This window comes from Bradyrhizobium sp. WBOS07 (assembly GCF_024585165.1).
GTDB classification, from domain to species: domain Bacteria; phylum Pseudomonadota; class Alphaproteobacteria; order Rhizobiales; family Xanthobacteraceae; genus Bradyrhizobium; species Bradyrhizobium japonicum_B.
The window spans coordinates 1,491,042-1,508,659 of the sequence record NZ_CP029008.1; the positions used below are offsets into that span (position 1 = coordinate 1,491,042).

Consider the following 17,618-nt stretch of genomic DNA (forward strand, 5'->3'; position numbering starts at 1 on the left):
TAGCGATCTTAGGCCGGCGTTCGCAATTCAAGGCCTCGGCGTGTCAGCAAGGCTCCGGATGTCTCCGGCCGGTTAATCGCACTGGCAGAATCCGGCCATTGTGTCTTCGATCGGACAAATACTCTGATAATTCGATTCGTATACCTCCTGCATGGTGCGGGGTCGCGGAGCGGACGAACGATTGTCCGCACGGGATTCCGAGTCAGATCATGAATATTGCAACGGTCTGCACGCGCACGCGCTGCAGACGAGCATCAATTTCGGAGCTATCAAAATGTTCGGCCGTAAAACCCGCCCCGATGCCCAAGCCCGGATTGATGCGATCGGCCGCTCGCAGGCCATGATCGAGTTCAACCTTGATGGCACGATCATCACGGCCAACAAGAACTTCCTCGACGCCCTCGGCTATCGGCTCGACGAGATCCAGGGCAAGCATCATTCCATGCTCGTGCCGGCCGACCAGCGCGACAGCGCCGAGTACAAGGCGTTCTGGGCCGCATTGAACCGTGGCGAGTATCAGGCGCGGGAATTCAAGCGGATCGCGAAGGATGGCCGCGAGGTCTGGATCGAGGCATCCTACAATCCGGTGCTCGACGGCAACGGCAAGACGGTGATGGTCGCCAAGATCGCGACCGACATCACCGCGAAGAAGATCCGCAGCATGACGGATGCTTCGAAGATCGCCGCCATCGGCCGCGCCCAGGCCGTGATCGAGTTCAGGCTCGACGGTACCATCGTCAGTGCCAACGAGAATTGCGACCGACATCACCGCGAAGAAGATCCGCAGCATGACGGATGCTTCGAAGATCGCCGCCATCGGCCGCGCCCAGGCCGTGATCGAGTTCAGGCTCGACGGCACTGTCGTCAGTGCCAACGAGAATTTCTGCAAGGCGCTCGGCTATTCGCTGGCCGAGATCGAGGGCAAGCACCACAGCCTGTTCGTCGCCGAGGCCGAGCGCAACGGCGCCGCCTATCGCGAGTTCTGGGCCAAGCTCAACCGCGGCGACTACCAGGCCGGGGAGTTCAAGCGCATCGGCAAGGGCGGCCGCGAGGTCTGGATCCTCGCCTCCTACAACCCGCTGCTCGACGAGAACGGCAAGCCCTACGGCGTCGTCAAGTTCGCGACCGACGTGACCGCGGAGAAGCTGAAGAACGCCGATCTCGCCGGCCAGATCGCGGCGATCGACAAGGCCCAGGCCGTGATCGAGTTCAACATGGACGGCACGATCATCACCGCGAACGCCAACTTCCTCGGCGCGCTCGGCTATTCGCTGGCCGAGATCAAGGGCCACCATCACAGCATGTTCGTCGAGCCCGGCGAGCGCGACAGCAGCGCCTATCGCGAGTTCTGGGCGGCGCTCAATCGCGGCGAATACCAGGCGGCCGAATACAAGCGCATCGGCAAGGGCGGCAAGGAGGTCTACATCCAGGCCTCCTACAATCCGATCATGGATCTCAACGGCAAGCCGTTCAAGGTCGTCAAATACGCCACCGACGTCACCAGGCAGGTGCTGGTCCGCATGGGCAACGAGCGCGTGCGCGGCATGATGGAATCGGTTGCCGCGGGTTCGGAGGAGCTGAACGCCTCGGTGCGGGAGATCTCCGAGGCGATGACCAAATCGCGCGAGACCGCGATGAGCGCGGTGGATCAGGTCGCCACCGCGGACGCGCAGGCGCAGCGCCTCACGGAAGCCGCGCAGGCGATGAGCGGCATCGTCGAGCTGATCAACAACATCACCGGCCAGATCAACCTGCTCGCGCTCAACGCCACGATCGAATCGGCGCGCGCGGGCGAAGCCGGCCGCGGCTTCGCGGTGGTCGCCTCGGAGGTCAAGAGCCTCGCCAACCAGGCCAAGCAGGCCACCGACAAGATCGGCGCGGAGATCGGCAGCCTCAACGGCATCTCCGGCGACGTCGTCAGCGCGCTCGGCCGGCTTCGCGGTGGTCGCCTCGGAGGTCAAGAGCCTCGCCAACCAGGCCAAGCAGGCCACCGACAAGATCGGCGCGGAGATCGGCAGCCTCAACGGCATCTCCGGCGACGTCGTCAGCGCGCTCGGCTCGATCAAGCAGGCCATCAACAATGTCAGCGAATACGTGACGTCGACGGCCGCGGCGATCGAGGAGCAGAGCACCGTGACGAACGAGATGTCGACCAGCATGCAGCGCGCTGCGGCGGAAGCCGCGGCGATGGCCAACCGGGCGTAGGATAGACAGTATCGCAGCAAAGACAGTAGCGTGGGCAAAGGCGCGCTCTCGCGCGCCGTGCCCACCATCTCTTCGCGATCCAGCAGATGCGCGTGGGCACGCTTCGCTTTGCCCACCCTGCGGCACCGTCACTGCTTCGGCAGCTTGGCCTTCAATGCATAGAGCGCTTCGAGCGCCTCGCGTGGCGACATCTCGTCGGGGTGCAGCGCCTTCACCGCGTCCATCAGCAGCTCGGCCTCGCTCGGCGGCGCGGCTTCCGCTGCGGCGCGCGAGGGCACGGCGAACAGCGGCAGGTCGTCCACCAGCGCGCGCGCGGTCTGGCCGCGGTCCTGTGCCTCCAGCTTGGAGAGAACCGACTTCGCGCGCGTGATCACCGCCGGCGGCAGCCCGGCGAGTTTGGCCACCTGGATGCCGTAGGAGCGGTCGGCCGAGCCCGGCAGCACCTCATGCAGGAACACGACATTGCCCTGCCATTCCTTCACCCGCACGGTGGCATTGAACATCCGCGGCAGCTTGGCCGAGAGCGCGGTCAGCTCGTGATAATGCGTGGCGAACAGGGTGCGGCAGCGGTTGCTCTCGTGCAGATGCTCGATCGCGGCCCAGGCGATCGAGAGGCCGTCGAACGTCGCGGTGCCGCGGCCGATCTCGTCGAGGATAACCAGCGAGCGCTCGCCGGCTTGATTGAGGATCGCCGCAGTCTCGACCATCTCCACCATGAAGGTGGAACGGCCGCGGGCGAGATCGTCGGCGGCGCCAACGCGCGAGAACAGGCGGTCGACGATGCCGATCCGCGCACGGGTGGCCGGCACGAAGCTGCCGATCTGGGCGAGCAGCGCGATCAGCGCGTTCTGGCGCAGGAAAGTCGATTTGCCGGCCATGTTCGGGCCGGTCAGCAGCCAGAGCTGACCGGACTTTTGGCCAGGCGCCGGCGAAAGATCGCAGGCATTGGCGATGAACGGCTCGCCATTGCGCTTCAGGGCCTGCTCGACCACGGGATGGCGGCCGGCCTCGATCGCAAAGCCGAGGGAATCGTCCACGTCCGGCCGCACGTAATGATCGTCGACCGCGAGCTTTGCGAGCGATGTCGCAACGTCGAGCAGGGCGAAGGCGTGCGCCGCGGCGCGCAGATCGTCGCTGATCGCCATCGCCTTCGCTGACAGCCGCTCGAAGATCTCGAGCTCCAGCCCGAGCGCACGGTCGCCGGCATTGGCGATCTTGGCCTCGATCTCGCCGAGCTCGGAGGTCGTGAAGCGCACCTGGCCCGCCAGCGTCTGGCGATGGATGAAGGTCGCGTTCAGCGGCGCCGACATCAGCTTGTCGCCGTGCTGCGCCGTGACCTCGACGAAATAGCCGAGCACGTTGTTGTGGCGAATCTTGAGGCCTTTGACGGCGGTCGCGTCGGCGTAGCGGGCCTGCATCGAGGCCACCACCAGCCGCGAGGCGTCGCGCAGGTTTCGCGCTTCGTCGAGGGCGGGCTCATAGCCCTGTCGGACGAAGCCGCCGTCGCGCTTGATCAGCGGCAGCTGCTCGTCGAGTGCGCCTGTGAATTCCGCCGCCAGCTCGCGCGAGGGCCTCTGCAGCGCTGTCATCACCGCCGCGATCTCCTGCGGCGGCTCATCCAGTTCGGAGAGCCGCGTCAGCACCTGGTCCGCGGCGATGATGCCGTCGCGGATGCCGGCGAGATCGCGCGGCCCGCCGCGGCCGACCGAGAGACGGGCCAGCGCCCGCGACATGTCGGGCGCGCCGCGCAGGATGCTGCGGATGTCCTCGCGCGCGGCCGAATCCGTGACGAAGGTGCTGACCGCATCGAGCCGGCGCGCAATGGCGGGTGCATCCGTCAGCGGCGCCGCCAGCCGCTGCGCCAGCAGGCGCGAGCCCGCCGAGGTCACGGTGCAGTCGATCGCATCGAGCAGCGATCCCCGGCGTTCGCCGGCGAGCGTCCGCGTCAGCTCGAGATTGGCGCGTGTGGCCGGATCGATCGCCATGGTCGCGCCGGAGGCCTCGCGCGCGGGCGGCGACAGCGGCGGATGCTTGCCGACCTGGGTGCGGTCGACATAGGTGATCGCGGCGGCCGCGGCGGTTGCCTCGAGCCGCGTGAGCTGCGCCAGCCCGTCCATGGTCGCGACCGCGAAATACTCGCACAGCCGCTTCTCGGCGGTGGCGCCGTCGAAGACGTCGCGGGTCAGCGGCGTCACCGCCGGCAGCTCGCGCAGGGTCTGTCCGAGCTCGCTGTCGTTATAGAGCGCGTCGGTGACGATCGCCTCGTTCGGGTTGATGCGCGCCAGCGTCGCGGCGAGCTCGCCGCTCGCGCATTCGGTGACCATGAACTCGGCGGTCGAGATGTCGATCCAGGCAAGGCCGAAGCGATCGCCGCCGCCGGAGGCGCGGGCGCGCGCGATCGCCAGCAGGTAATTGTTGGCGCGGGCGTCGAGCAGCGTGTCCTCGGTCAGCGTACCCGGCGTGACCAGCCGCACCACGCCGCGGCGCACCACGCTCTTGTTGCCGCGCGCCTTCGCGGCGGCAGGATCCTCGGTCTGCTCGCAGACCGCGACGCGGTGACCGGCCGAGATCAGGCGGTGCAGATAATCCTCGGAGCGCTCGACCGGCACGCCGCACATCGGGATGTCGGCGCCCTGATGCTTGCCGCGCTTGGTCAAGACGATGCCGAGCGTCTTGGAGGCGATCTCGGCATCCTCGAAGAACAATTCGTAGAAATCGCCCATCCGGTAGAACAGCAGCAGGCCCTGATGCGCCGCCTTGATCTCCAAGTACTGTTCCATCATCGGCGTGACGCGCGCGGCGGCTTCCGCCGGCGGTGCGGGCGCTTCGTCGGGGGGCGGAGCTTGTATCGGCTGCTGCATCGTCATAGGCGGCGCAACCTACAAAATTTCGGCACCTGCTCCTATCGCTTTGGCCGGAGAGAGCAGGTTTTCCACGTTGTCCGTGTATTGCACGCGGTTGCCACATTCTCGGTCGTCATTCCGGGATGCGCCGCCAGGCGCAGGCCCGGAATCCATCGGGCCGCAGGTCGCGCGGACAAATGGATTCCGGGTTCGCGCCAAATGGCGCGCCCCGGAATGACAGGGAGTTCCGAATACGCCACCTGCGAATCCGTCAATTGACCTGCCGCGGGCGCCCTCCTAAAACTCCGCCGTCATTGAAGAATTTGGGCCGAACCGCGGCATTCAGGGAGAACAACGATGCGTGACGTCTTTATCTGCGATGCCGTGCGGACTCCGATCGGCCGCTTCGGCGGCTCGCTCGCCAAGGTGCGCGCCGACGATCTCGCCGCCGCCCCGATCAAGGCGCTGATGGCCAAGCACCCCAATCTCGACTGGGCGCAGGTGGACGAGGTCTTCTTCGGCTGCGCCAATCAGGCCGGCGAGGACAACCGCAACGTCGCGCGCATGGCGCTCCTGCTCGCAGGTCTGCCGGATTCGGTTCCCGGCCAGACCCTGAACCGGCTCTGCGCCTCCGGCCTCGATGCGGTCGGCGCCGCGGGCCGCGCCATCCGCTCCGGCGAGATCGAGCTCGCCATTGCCGGCGGCGTCGAGTCGATGACCCGCGCGCCGTTCGTGATGGGCAAGGCGCAGGAGGCCTTCTCGCGTTCGGCCGAGATCTTCGACACCACGATCGGCTGGCGCTTCATCAATCCGCTGCTGAAGGCGCAGTACGGCGTCGACGCCATGCCCGAGACCGGCGAGAACGTCGCCGAGGAATTCCAGGTCTCGCGCGCCGACCAGGACGCCTTCGCGATCCGCTCGCAGCAGCGCGCCGGCAAGGCGATCGCCTCCGGCTATTTTGCGGAAGAGATCACGCCGATCACCATTCCCGGCGGCAAGGCCGGCCCCATCACCGTCGACAAGGACGAGCATCCGCGTCCCGAGACCACGCTGGAGGGCCTCGCCAAGCTGAAGCCGATCGTGCGCAATCCGGGCACCGTCACCGCCGGCAACGCCTCCGGCGTCAATGACGGCGCTGCCGCGATGATCCTGGCCTCGGAGGCCGCTGTGAAGAAGCATGGCCTGACGCCCCGCGCCCGCATCCTGGGCCTGGCCTCGGCCGGCGTGCCGCCGCGCATCATGGGCATTGGCCCGGTGCCCGCGACCCGCAAGCTGATGGAGCGCCTCGGCAAGAAGATCAGCGATTTCGACCTGATCGAGCTCAACGAGGCCTTCGCCTCCCAGGGCATCGCCTGCATGCGCCAGCTCGGCGTCGCCGATGATGCCGATTTCGTCAATCCGCATGGTGGGGCCATCGCGCTCGGTCATCCCCTCGGCATGAGCGGCGCGCGCCTCGCGCTCACCGCCGTCCACGGCATGGAAAAGCGTGGCGGCAAGCTCGCACTCGCCACCATGTGCGTCGGCGTCGGCCAGGGCGTCGCGGTCGCGATTGAGAAGCTGAACTGACCGGACGCGCAACTTCCGGTCATCCCCGGGCGGTGCATTTGCGCCGACCCGGGATCTCGAGATTCCGGGTTCAGCCCCTGCGGGCTGCCCCGGAATGACAGCTTCGGAAAGCCCGCGAAACCGGCTTCCCCAAATTAGTTATATCCTATAATGATCGGCGGTATTCATTGACCGACCGGAGTAACATGGCCGGGGAGGAGTTCGCCGATGACGTTGATCTATCCCACCGACAGCAACAAGGCGCATCCGCTGCCGCTGTCGCCCGACTACAAGAGCTCGATCAAGCGTGCGCCGAACAAGCCCCTGATCCCGATGCGTCATACCTTGTCGGAGCTCACCGGTCCGGTCTACGGCCATGAGACCGTGCGCGAGGGCGACAACGATCTCACCCGCCAGCACAGCGGCGAGCCACTCGGTGAGCGCATCATCGTCCACGGCCACGTGCGCGACGAGGACGGCCGCGGCGTGCCGAACTCGCTGGTCGAGATCTGGCAGGCCAATTCCTGCGGCCGCTACGTTCACGTCCGCGACCAGCATCCGGCGCCGCTCGATCCGAACTTCACCGGCGCAGGCCGCACCGTGAGCGATGCCGGCGGCTACTACCGCTTCGTCAGCATCAAGCCCGGCGCCTATCCCTGGGGCAATCACCACAACGCCTGGCGGCCGGCCCACATTCATCTCTCGGTGTTCGGCCATTCCTTCGTCACGCGCCTCGTGACGCAGATGTACTTTCCGAACGATCCGCTGTTTCCGTTCGACCCGATCTTCAACTCGGTGCCGGACGAGAAGGCGCGGGCGCGCATGGTCTCCTCGTTCGATCTCGAGAACACCCAGCCCGAATGGGCGCTGTGCTACCGCTTCGACATCGTGCTGCGCGGCAAGAACGCCACCCCCATGGAGAACCATTAAGTGCAAGACTCTGTGAAGCCCGACGGGATCACGCCATCGCAAACGATCGGTCCGTTCTTCAAATACGGCCTGACGCCGAACGGCGAATACGCCTGGAACGACGCGTTCACCAACTCGACGCTGACCCCCGACGTCACGGGCGATCGCGTCCGGATCGAAGGCCGCGTGTTCGACGGCGACGGCGTCGCCGTGCCGGATTGCATGCTGGAGATCTGGCAGGCGGACGCGCAAGGCCGCTTCGCCGACCCGCAGGACAAGCGTGCGCTGCCGAATGCGAGCTTCCGTGGCTTCGCCCGTTGCGGCACCGACAAGGACGGCAATTACGCTTTCGAGACCATCAAGCCGGGCGCGGTGCCGGATCCCGACGGCAAGCCGCAGGCGCCGCACATCCTGCTCGCGGTGTTCGGCCGCGGCATGCTGCGGCATCTCTACACCCGCATCTATTTCAGCGACGAGTCCGGCAACGCCGCCGATCCCGTGCTGACGCTGGTGCCCGCCGATCGCCGCGCCACGCTGATTGCCGTGCGGGAGGTTGGCAAGCCGGTCTACCGGCTCGACCTCCGGCTTCAGGGCGACAACGAGACGGTGTTCTTCGACGTGTGAGGCCAACGGTGCCGCTGACGCCAGATCGCCGGCACCGCATGTCTCGTCCAGCGCGAGCGGCCTTGGTCCCCGGCCGCATGCGTCTCTCTGGTTGCCGGTGCGTCAGTCCCGTTGACCTAAAACCGACTGACCGGCGACCAATTTCCGTAGTCTTGCGGAGCCTTTCTTTCAGCACCGCCCCGGGGTGCAAGTCCGTATTTACCACATTGATCTAGGCTGCACGCGGTTTCGGCGCGCGCCCTGGATTATTTCATGAAAATTCGTTTGTCGCTGTCCTCCGCGATCCTCGCATTCGGAATCGTTCTCGCGATTGGCTTTGCGGCGGTGGTCTCCACCAGCCTCTATACGCTCCGTGAGCTCAAGGTCGGGGGGCCGCTCTATTCCGACATCAAGCTGGGCAACGACCTCATCGCCGACATCCTGCCGCCGCCGGAATATATCATCGAGGCCTATCTCGAGGCGACCTTGGCCATGCGCGAGCCGGATCAGCTGGCGGCCCACGGCGAGCGCCTGGTTCAGCTCCGCAAGGACTACGACGAGCGCAAGGCCTTCTGGGTCTCCTCCAGCCTCGCGGCCGACCTGAAGACGGCGCTGGTGTCGAAATCCGACGCCGAAGTGCAGAAGTTCTGGAAGGCGTCCGAGCAACTCCTGCCGGCCCTCAAGGCCAAGGACACGGCTGCCTCCGAGCGCGCCTATGCCCAGGTCAAGGAGGCCTATACCGCGCATCGCGCCGTGATCGACAGCATCGTCGAGAGCGCCAACAAGCAGAATGCCGCCATGGAGAAGCTGGCCGCGGACCGCGACAGCTCGATGCTTTGGATCCTCCTCGGCGTCGCCGCTGCCGTCCTGGCCTTTGTTGCCGCCGGCCTGCTCGGCGTTGCCGTCGGCGTGGTGCGCCCGATCGTGCGCATGACGGACACGATGCAGAAGCTTTCGACCGGCGATCTCGCCGCCGACATTCCGTTCGCCCACCGCCAGGACGAGGTCGGCTCGATGGCGGGTGCGCTCGTGGTGTTCAAGCAGGCGGCGGTCGAGAATTCCCGCCTGCGCGAGGAACAGTTGCGGCAGGAGCAGGAGGCGGCGCTGGCCAAACGTGGTGCGTTGCAACAGATGGCGGAGACCGTCGAGCGTGAGACCGGCCGCTCGGTCGACACCGCCAGCGCGGCGAGCCAAGGCGTGGAGCGGGCTGCCACCAGCCTGTCCGAGATTGCAAGTTCGCTCTCGGCGCAGTCGCAGGCCGTCGCCGCAGCCTCCACCCAGGCCCTCGGAAGTTCGCAGACCGTCTCGGCCGCGGCCGAGGAACTGAGCGCCTCGATCCGCGAGATCGCAAGCCAGGTCGCGCGGACCAGCACGGTCACGAAATCGGCGGTTGTCGGCCGCGAGCAGGCGCGTTCGACCATCCAGGCGCTGGCCGGATCGGTGAAGAAGATCGCCGAGGTCTCCGACCTCATCGGCGGCATCGCCGGCCAGACCAATCTGCTGGCGCTCAACGCCACGATCGAGGCGGCGCGCGCCGGCGAGGCCGGCCGCGGCTTCGCCGTGGTCGCCGCCGAGGTGAAATCCCTGTCGGACCAGACCGCCAAATCCACCGAGGAGATCGCGCGGCTGATTGCCGAGATCCAGGCCTCGACGCAGGCCGCGGTCGATGCCGTCGAGACGATGGGAGGTCACATCGTCGAGATCGACGGCGTGGCCACCTCGGTTGCCGCTGCGATGGAAGAGCAGGATGCCGCGACGCGGGAGATCACGCGGTCGATTTCCGAATCGGCGTCTGCGGCGAAGGAGGTCTCGGCCAAGATCGGCAATGTCAGCCGCGACGCCGCCTCCGTGAACGAGCGCGCCGCCGAGGTCAGGCAGGCGATCGCCGGCATGGCGGCCAATCTCGAACAGCTGCGCTCGGTCGTGGTGCGGACCGTGCGCGACTCGACCGCGGCAGCCTGAGCCCGGCGGCATTTCGGCTGCTGGTGCCCGGGAGTGCGAATCGTGCAGGATGGCGCGGGACAGGGGCATCGTGGTTCATGACATCTCCACAATTGCCGGCGGTCGTTGAGCCCGCCCGACTGACAGCCGCGCTGCGCCGCGGCGGCGTGCTGGACGCCGGCGCGGTGCGCGAGGTCAAGGTGCTGCACCAGCGCGACACCCTGGTGTCGCACATCATCCGGCTTGGCCTGCGCTATGTCGGCGAATCCGCCGGCGCCCCGCAATCGCTGATCCTGAAGACCGCGAATTCCGCCTTCGCCGAGAAACTTGCCAATGGCGGCCGGCGCGAGGTGGAATACTACACGCAGCTGACGCCGAGCATGCCGCCGGGACTCGTGCCCCGCTGCTTCGACGGACATTTCGACGAGGACAGCCTCGCCTGGCATCTTCTGCTCGAGGACCTCACCGACAGCCACGCCATCGCGGCGGCCTGGCCGCTGCCGCCATCGCGCGAGCAGGCGATCGCGATCGTGACGACGCTCGCACGCTGGCACGCGGCGTGGTGGGACCATCCGGGCCTCGGCGATGCCATCGGCACCTTCGCCAGCCCCGAGGACAGCGCGGAGCGCATGGAGACGTTCGCCGGACATTACGACCGCTTTGCCGATTATCTCGGTGATCGCCTCAGCGAGGAGCGGCGCACGCTCTATCGGCGCCTGATCGATCAATCGGATCGGCTGTCCCAGCGCTACCATTCACGCCGCCACCTCAGCATCACCCATGGCGATGCCCATGTCTGGAATTTCCTGCTGCCGCGCGCGGGCGTCGCCGACACCGTGCGGATCTTCGATTTCGATCTGTGGAGCATCAACGTTCCAACCCACGACCTCGCCTATATGATGGCGATGCATTGGTATCCGGAGCGTCGGCAGGCGCTCGAACGCGCGCTGCTCAATCTCTACCATGACACGCTGATCGAGGGCGGCATCACCGGCTACACGCGCGGCGCGCTCGATCGCGACTATCGCTGGGCGGTGCTCTGGCAGATCACGCGGCCGGTCTGGCAGTGGAGCATCGACATCCCGCCGGTGATCTGGTGGAACAACCTGGAGCGGGTGATGGCGGCGGTGGACGATTTGGGCTGCGAGGAATTGTTGTAAGGCTCTCGTGTCCCGGGCGCGGTGCAGCGCGTAGCGGTGCGCCGCAGAACCGGGACCCAGCATGCCGCGTGGCATGGGCCCCGGCTCAGCAGCGCATCACTTGTGTGCTGCCATAGCGCGGCGAAGACGCGCGTAAACGCACTGATGGCGTCCGGGGCAGGAGATCTGCCAATTACTCCATCACCGCATGTTCCGGCCCGGCCGCCTGCTTGCGCAGCGTGGCCTTGGTCGAGCCGATCAGGAGCGCGAGCGGGATGGTGCAGAGCACGAACATCATCACCAGCTGGTAATCATGGGAAAAGGCGATGATCTGTGCCTGCACGCTGACCATTCGGTCAGCCATGGCGCGGCCGGCGTCGGTCGACAGATTGATCAGGCCGCTGACTCCAGGCATCTGCAGCGCGTGGTTGAAGGGATTGATGTGCTCGGAGAGGATCGCGTAGGTCCATCGCGTGCCCTGCGTCAATTGCGCGATGACGATGGAAATGCCGACCGAACTGGCGACGTTTCGCATCAGGGTCAGCATCGCGGTGCCGTCGGTGCGCAGCTCGTTCGACAGTGTCAGGAACGCCACGGTCGAGAGCGGAACGAAGACGAGGCCGAAGCCAAATCCCTGGATGACGCTGACGGTCACGATTTCCGGCACCTGGGTCAGTTCGGTCCAGCCGGTCATCTGGAACAGCGAGGCGGCCGTCAGTGCCAGCCCGGCGATGATCAGCGTGCGCGCCTCGAAATAACGCATCATGCGGCCGACCAGCATCATGGCGAAGAAGGTGCCGATACCGCGGGTCGCCAACAGCAGGCCGGCGGTGATGATGGGATAACCGATCACGTTCTGCATGTAGGGCGAGGCCAGCGCCATGGTCGAGAACAGCACGAGCCCCATCACGATCATGAACATGCAGCCGGTGACGAAGTTGCGGTCCCGGAACAGTGCGAAGCGAATGAACGGGGTCGAAGTCGTGAAGGAGTGCGCAAGGAAGAAGTAGAACGCGACGGCCGACACGATGAACTCGGCGAGGATCTCGTTCGATTCCAGCCAGCCCAATTGCTCGCCGCGGTCGAGGGCGAGCTGCAGCGCGCCGATCGCGACCGCCAAGGCGGCGAAACCGAACCAGTCGAATTTGAGGCTGATGTTCGTCTCGGTCTCGTCCATGAAGACGATCAGCCCGAGCACCGTGATGACGCCGAACGGCAGGTTCACGAAGAACACCCAGTGCCAGGAATAGGTCTCGGTCAGCCAGGCGCCGAGGGAGGGGCCCATGATCGGCCCCATCATCACGCCCATGCCCCAGATCGACATCGCCTTGGCGCGTTCCTGCAGCGTGTAATAGTCGAGCATGACCGATTGCGACAGCGGCACCAGGGCGGCGCCGAACACACCCTGGAGCAGCCGGAATAGCACCATCTGGTTGATGTCCTGCGCGAGGCCGCACAGCACCGACGCCATGGTGAAGCCGGCCGAGCAGATGATGAAGATGCGCTTGCGGCCGAACCGGTTGGCGATCCAGCCGACGGGCGCCGTCATGATCGCGGCGGCGACGATGTAGGAGGTCAGCACCCAGTTGATCTGGTCCTGCGAGGCCGACAGCGTGCCCTGCATGTAGGGCAGGGCGACGTTGGCGATGGTGGTGTCCAGCGCCTGCATGATGGTCGCGGTCATGGCGCAGATCGTCACCATGTTCCGGCGCAGGCCGGGGACCATCAGATTGGCGTTGGGACCGGACATCGGATCAGTCTTTGTCCTGTTGGTTTAGTCTTTGTCCTGGCTCGCGGTCGCCGGCAGGCCGAAGAGGCCGGCGAGCGAGCGCCGATGGCCGGTGTCGATGGTGGCATAGACGCTCATGCCGGCCTTCAGCTTCCGCACGTATTTGTCGGTCTCGTCGAAATAGATGCGGATCGGCACGCGCTGCACAACCTTGACGAAATTACCGGTGGCGTTCTGCGGCGGCAGGATCGCAAATTGCGCGCCGGTGCCGGGTGAGAGCGAGCCGATCTTGCCCTTGAAGACATGGTTCGGGAACGCGTCGACCTCGAGCGTGACGGGCTGCCCTTCGGTGACATGGGTGAGGTCGCTCTCCTTCGGATTGGCATCGACCCAGGGGTGGGCGACGTCGATGATGGAGAACACCGGCGTGCCGGCCGCGACGTAGCGTCCGAGCTGGATCTGCTCGACCTGCGTCGCCACGCCTTCCATCGGAGCGCGCAGCACGGTGTGGTCGAGGTTGCGCTGGGCGTCGTCCAGCTTGGCCTTCGCCTGCGCGTAGGGCGGGAATTGCTCCAGCGGCAATTCGGAGTTGCCGAGCAATTGCGTCTTGGCGTTGGAGAGTTGCTGCTTGATGTATTGCGCCTGCCCGCCGGCGGTGACCAGCGCCGTCGAGGCGTTGTCGAGGTCGAGCTGCGAGCCAAAATTGTTCTTCACCAGCGCCTGCTTGCGCTCGACATCGCGCTTCTTCAGATCGATGCCCTGCTGGGCCAGATCGAGCATGTCGCCGTAGATCTTGATATTGGCGACGAGGTTGTCATAGGTCGTGCGGGCCTGCGCGAGCTGCGCCTTGGCCTCGTCCACCGCGAGGCGGAACGGAACGGGGTCGATCTCGAACAGCTCGTCGCCGCGCTTGACCGACTGGCCCTCCTTCACGATCACCTTCAAAATCTTGCCGGAGATGTCGGGCGTCACCAGCACCTTCTGGGCGCCGACATAGGCGTCGTCGGTCCCGACATAGCGGCCGCCATGCAGGTAGAAGGTGAGGCCGCCGATGGCGGCGGCAACAGGCAGTACGACCAGGAGCAGGAAGCGGCGATAGCGGCGCAGGCCTGCCACCAGGCGGCGGCGCGGGTCGGTGCCGGCTTTCTTGGTGGGCTTGCCGCCGTCAGTCTTCTGCTCAGGCTGGAACTTGAGGACCTGGTCAGCCATAGCGCTGCTCCTTGCGCGCTTGCTCAGCGCCGGATGCCTGGATCGCGGTGCGCACGTTTTCCTTGATGGTCTCGAGCTGGGTCAGGAGGCGGTGGGCGTCCGCCGGTGTGATGCCGTCGACCGCATTGGCGGTCAGCTCGGACCTCAACCCGCTCAGCCGACCCAGCAATTGCCGGCCGGCCTTCTTGAGATAGAGGCGCTTGACGCGGCGGTCCGAAGCGTCGCTGCGGCGCTCGATCCAGTCATTGTCGCAGAGCTTGTCAATCATGCGGGTCAGCGTGATCGGCTGCATCTCGAGCAGCTCGGCGAGTTCCGACTGCTTCATGCCCTCGCTGCGCTCGACCTTGGCCAGCACCGCCCATTGCGCGCGGGTAATGCCGAACCGCCTTGCCTCCTTGTCGGCATAGACTCGCAACAGGCGGTAGAGCTCGCCCAGCGTGAACAGGAAGTTCTGGTCGACGGACCCGCGGCTCATGAGCTTGGTCTCCAATAAGCTCGGAATATAATAAGCAAGCTTATGATTATTCCCATGGCGCGTTCGGTGGGGCTGCCCCGCAGCGACAGCATGGCTGGCAGCCGTTCGCATGGTCGCGCTTTGGGTTCCCGAGCCTGGATGCTAAGATTATCGATGCATGACCCTCGCCAAGCCGGCATTTCCCGCGCCCGATCACGATCATGGCCGCTGCACCGCGGATGCGCTGGCGCATGCCGAGGAAGTTTGCGAGCAGCGCGCGCAGAAATTCACGCCGATCCGCCGCCAGGTGCTGGGAGCGCTGCTCTCCAGCCACCGCCCCCTCGGCGCCTATGAGGTGATCGACGAGCTCGCCAAGTCGATGTCGCGGCCGGCGCCGATCACGGTCTATCGCGCGCTCGATTTCCTGATGGCCAACGGTCTCGTGCACCGTATCGAAAGCCGCAACGCCTACCTCGCCTGTGCCGCCCACGACCACGACGCGACCTCGGCGGTCGCGTTCCTGATTTGCGAGCGCTGCGGCCTGGTCGGCGAGATCCCGTCGGCCTCATTCGCCGGGGATCTCAATGCGGCGGCACGCAGCTCGGGCTTTGCTCCGAAGCTGTCCGTGGTGGAGATCACGGGCGTCTGCACCCATTGCCAGAAAGCTGCATAGAGCAACAACGGCGCAAAGCCGGTTTTTCGGGAAGACATGTCCTCACCACAAGCCAATCACTCCGCCGCACGTCCCCTCAGTGCCGGCGCCATCGCCCTGATGCTCATGCTGTGCCTGACCTGGGGGTTCAACCAGATCGCGGTGAAGCTGGTGCTGCCGGACATCCCGCCGATGCTCCAGGCCACGATCCGCTCGGCGGGCGCGCTGCCGGTTCTGTTCATCATCGGCACGTTTCGCGGCGTCAAATTCTTCGAGAACGATCACACCTGGAAGCCGGGCCTGATCGCCGGCCTGATGTTCGGCATCGAATTCGTGCTGATCTTCCAGGGGCTGCGCCTCACCTCGGCCTCGCGCGCCGTGGTGTTCCTCTACACCGCGCCGTTCTTCGTTGCGCTCGGCTCCTACCAGGTGCTCGGCGAGCGGCTCGGTGCCCCGCAATGGCTGGGCCTCGCCATCAGCTTTGCCGGCGTCGCGCTTGCGATCGGCGTGCCGCAGGCCAATGTCGATGCGCATGTCCTGCTCGGCGACCTCATGATCGTCGGCGGCGCGGCGCTGTGGGCGGCAACCACGCTGGTGGCCAAGGGCACGCGGCTGCGGTTTGCCGCGCCTGAGAAGGCGCTGGGCTATCAGGTCGCCATCTCGATCCCGATCCTGGGGCTCGCGGCCTGGCTGTTCGGCGAGAGCATCACGCACACGCCGTCGCCGCTGTCGCTCGGCCTGATGGCGTTTCAGGCGATCTGGGTGGTTGGAACCACGTTCACGCTTTGGTTCGCGCTGGTGAAGGCCTATTCGGCCAGCAAATTGTCGGCTTTTACCTTCATCACCCCTTTGTTTGGCGTGGTGGGTAGCTATTTCATCATGCACGACACCCTAAGCCTGGCATTCGGGGCGGCTGCCCTCCTTGTAATTGCTGGGCTTTTTCTGGTTAACCGTCCGAGCTCAACGGCTGCGGCGCCAGCTGATGCATTGCTGAACGTCACCAAAACCTGATATTTGGACCCCATGAACAAGCCCGAAACCAGCATCGATTCCGACATCGCGGGGCCTGCGCCGCGCCATCGTACCACCCAGGTCAAGGTCGGCGACGTCGCCGTCGGCGGCGGTGCGCCGATCGTCGTGCAGTCGATGACCAACACCGATACCGCCGACATCGACGGTACCATCGCCCAGGTCGCAGCGCTCGCGCGCGCCGGCTCCGAGATGGTCCGCATCACCGTGGACCGCGAGGAAGCCGCGGCCGCCGTCCCGCACATTCGCGACGGCCTCGCCAAGCGCGGTATCAATACGCCGCTGATCGGCGACTTCCACTATATCGGCCACAAGCTGCTCGCGGCCTATCCGGCCTGCGCTGAGGCGCTGGCCAAATACCGCATCAATCCCGGCAATGTCGGCTTCAAGGACAAGCGCGACACCCAGTTCGCCGACATCATCGAGATCGCCAACAAGAACAACAAGCCGGTCCGCATCGGCGCCAATTGGGGCTCGCTCGACCAGGAGCTCTTGACCAGGCTGATGGACGAGAACGCAGCCTCCGCCAATCCGCGCGACGTCCGCGCCGTGACGCGCGAGGCGATGGTGCAGTCCGCGCTGCTCTCGGCGGCGCGGGCCGAAGAGCTCGGCATGCCCAAGAACCGCATCATCCTCTCCGCAAAAGTTTCGGCGGTGCAGGATCTGATCGCGGTCTATCAGGACCTCGCCAGCCGTTCCGATTACGCCATCCATCTCGGCCTGACCGAAGCCGGCATGGGCTCGAAGGGCATCGTGGCGTCCTCGGCCGCGCTTGGCATCCTGTTGCAGCAGGGCATCGGCGACACCATCCGCATCTCGCTGACGCCTGAGCCCGGCGGCGACCGCACTCGCGAGGTGCAGGTCGGCCAGGAGCTGCTGCAGACCATGGGCTTCCGCACCTTCGTGCCGCTGGTTGCGGCCTGCCCCGGCTGCGGCCGCACCACCTCGACCACGTTCCAGGAGCTGGCCCGCTCGATCCAGGATTTCATCCGCGACGAGATGCCGAATTGGAAGACGAAATATCCGGGCGTCGAGGAGCTCAACGTCGCGGTGATGGGCTGCATCGTCAACGGCCCCGGCGAATCCAAGCACGCCAATATCGGCATCTCGCTGCCCGGCACCGGCGAAGCGCCGGCCGCGCCCGTCTTCGTCGACGGCAAGAAGTTCCGCACGCTGCGCGGCCCCACCATCTCCGCCGACTTCAAGGCGCTGGTGATCGACTATATCGAGCAGCGTTACGGCCAGGGCGCCAAGCTGCCAGTGACCGCGGCGGAGTAATTTTACTCCGCTGTCGCCCGCGCTCTGCTCGTCGCCCCCGCGAAGGCGGGGGCCCATAACCACAGGGCGTCGTGGTTATGGT

General features: G+C 65.9%; 12 protein-coding genes and 2 pseudogenes. 10 read left to right on the forward strand and 4 right to left on the reverse strand.

The genetic code is table 11. The features are described 5' to 3' along the window. Positions 1-274: 274 nt before the first annotated feature. Both DCM79_RS07030 and DCM79_RS31830 read left to right on the forward strand, forming a co-directional pair. Positions 275-1,748, forward strand: a pseudogene (locus DCM79_RS07030) (PAS domain S-box protein); the annotation flags it as partial. Between the two features lie 226 nt (positions 1,749-1,974). Beyond that, positions 1,975-2,205: pseudogene (locus DCM79_RS31830) on the forward strand (histidine kinase); the annotation flags it as partial. Between the two features lie 128 nt (positions 2,206-2,333). Here DCM79_RS31830 and mutS read toward each other — a convergent pair. Beyond that, positions 2,334-5,072, reverse strand: coding sequence for a DNA mismatch repair protein MutS (mutS, locus tag DCM79_RS07035; RefSeq protein ID WP_257179249.1), 2,739 nt, complete (start codon positions 5,070-5,072; stop codon positions 2,334-2,336). A gap of 333 nt (positions 5,073-5,405) precedes the next feature. Here mutS and pcaF point away from each other — a divergent pair, with 333 nt between their 5' ends. From pcaF to DCM79_RS07060, 5 genes are all read left to right on the forward strand, one after another. Continuing rightward, positions 5,406-6,614, forward strand: a complete 1,209-nt coding sequence (gene pcaF / locus DCM79_RS07040; protein ID WP_257179250.1) for a 3-oxoadipyl-CoA thiolase — start codon at positions 5,406-5,408, stop codon at positions 6,612-6,614. Positions 6,615-6,821: 207 nt separating this feature from the next. Next, positions 6,822-7,523 carry a protocatechuate 3,4-dioxygenase subunit beta gene (gene pcaH, locus DCM79_RS07045; protein WP_257179251.1) on the forward strand — a complete coding sequence of 234 codons (702 nt, stop codon included), beginning with the start codon at positions 6,822-6,824 and terminating at the stop codon, positions 7,521-7,523. Next, entirely contained in the window at positions 7,524-8,126 is a 603-nt protein-coding gene (gene pcaG, locus DCM79_RS07050) for a protocatechuate 3,4-dioxygenase subunit alpha (RefSeq protein ID WP_257179252.1), read from the forward strand. A 252-nt stretch (positions 8,127-8,378) separates the two neighbouring features. Continuing rightward, entirely contained in the window at positions 8,379-10,067 is a 1,689-nt protein-coding gene (locus DCM79_RS07055; RefSeq protein WP_257179253.1) for a methyl-accepting chemotaxis protein, read from the forward strand. 77 nt (positions 10,068-10,144) lie between these two features. Further along, entirely contained in the window at positions 10,145-11,206 is a 1,062-nt protein-coding gene (locus DCM79_RS07060) for an ecdysteroid 22-kinase family protein (RefSeq protein WP_257179254.1), read from the forward strand. Between the two features lie 172 nt (positions 11,207-11,378). On the opposite strand, the gene DCM79_RS07065 is transcribed toward DCM79_RS07060, so the two are convergent. Genes DCM79_RS07065 through DCM79_RS07075 form a run of 3 tightly spaced genes read right to left on the reverse strand, consistent with a single transcriptional unit; the run spans position 11,379 to position 14,598 of the window. Next, positions 11,379-12,935, reverse strand: a complete 1,557-nt coding sequence (locus tag DCM79_RS07065; protein WP_257179255.1) for an MDR family MFS transporter — start codon at positions 12,933-12,935, stop codon at positions 11,379-11,381. A gap of 24 nt (positions 12,936-12,959) precedes the next feature. Beyond that, on the reverse strand, positions 12,960-14,123 hold the full coding sequence (locus DCM79_RS07070) for an HlyD family secretion protein (RefSeq protein ID WP_257179256.1): 1,164 nt from the start codon (positions 14,121-14,123) through the stop codon (positions 12,960-12,962). After that, positions 14,116-14,598: a MarR family winged helix-turn-helix transcriptional regulator gene (locus DCM79_RS07075; RefSeq protein WP_257179257.1), complete on the reverse strand. Its 483-nt coding sequence runs from the start codon at positions 14,596-14,598 to the stop codon at positions 14,116-14,118. Before DCM79_RS07075 ends, DCM79_RS07070 begins: the two co-directional genes overlap by 8 nt. Before the next feature lie 157 nt (positions 14,599-14,755). Between DCM79_RS07075 and DCM79_RS07080 the strand changes: the two genes are divergently transcribed. From DCM79_RS07080 to ispG, 3 genes are read left to right on the forward strand one after another with little or no spacing between them, the layout of a single operon-like run. Beyond that, the gene (locus DCM79_RS07080) at positions 14,756-15,250 is read left to right on the forward strand and encodes a Fur family transcriptional regulator (protein ID WP_257179258.1); all 495 of its coding nucleotides are present in this window, start codon (positions 14,756-14,758) and stop codon (positions 15,248-15,250) included. A 36-nt stretch (positions 15,251-15,286) separates the two neighbouring features. Beyond that, complete coding sequence (locus DCM79_RS07085; protein WP_257179259.1) at positions 15,287-16,240, forward strand: DMT family transporter; 954 nt, start codon at positions 15,287-15,289, stop codon at positions 16,238-16,240. Positions 16,241-16,252: 12 nt separating this feature from the next. After that, complete coding sequence (gene ispG / locus DCM79_RS07090; protein WP_028133800.1) at positions 16,253-17,536, forward strand: flavodoxin-dependent (E)-4-hydroxy-3-methylbut-2-enyl-diphosphate synthase; 1,284 nt, start codon at positions 16,253-16,255, stop codon at positions 17,534-17,536. The last annotated feature ends 82 nt before the right edge of the window (positions 17,537-17,618 follow it).

Excerpts from the sequence above, each read along its gene's own strand:
- DCM79_RS07070 (WP_257179256.1), bottom strand. The coding sequence starts at position 14,123 with ATGGCTGACCAGGTCCTCAAGTTCCAGCCTGAGCAGAAGACTGACGGC.
- DCM79_RS07060 (WP_257179254.1), top strand. The coding sequence starts at position 10,145 with ATGACATCTCCACAATTGCCGGCGGTCGTTGAGCCCGCCCGACTGACA.
- DCM79_RS07085 (WP_257179259.1), top strand. The coding sequence starts at position 15,287 with ATGTCCTCACCACAAGCCAATCACTCCGCCGCACGTCCCCTCAGTGCC.
- pcaH (WP_257179251.1), top strand. The coding sequence starts at position 6,822 with ATGACGTTGATCTATCCCACCGACAGCAACAAGGCGCATCCGCTGCCG.
- ispG (WP_028133800.1), top strand. The coding sequence starts at position 16,253 with ATGAACAAGCCCGAAACCAGCATCGATTCCGACATCGCGGGGCCTGCG.
- DCM79_RS07065 (WP_257179255.1), bottom strand. The coding sequence starts at position 12,935 with ATGTCCGGTCCCAACGCCAATCTGATGGTCCCCGGCCTGCGCCGGAAC.
- mutS (WP_257179249.1), bottom strand. The coding sequence starts at position 5,072 with ATGACGATGCAGCAGCCGATACAAGCTCCGCCCCCCGACGAAGCGCCC.
- DCM79_RS07055 (WP_257179253.1), top strand. The coding sequence starts at position 8,379 with ATGAAAATTCGTTTGTCGCTGTCCTCCGCGATCCTCGCATTCGGAATC.
- pcaF (WP_257179250.1), top strand. The coding sequence starts at position 5,406 with ATGCGTGACGTCTTTATCTGCGATGCCGTGCGGACTCCGATCGGCCGC.
- DCM79_RS07075 (WP_257179257.1), bottom strand. The coding sequence starts at position 14,598 with ATGAGCCGCGGGTCCGTCGACCAGAACTTCCTGTTCACGCTGGGCGAG.
- DCM79_RS07080 (WP_257179258.1), top strand. The coding sequence starts at position 14,756 with ATGACCCTCGCCAAGCCGGCATTTCCCGCGCCCGATCACGATCATGGC.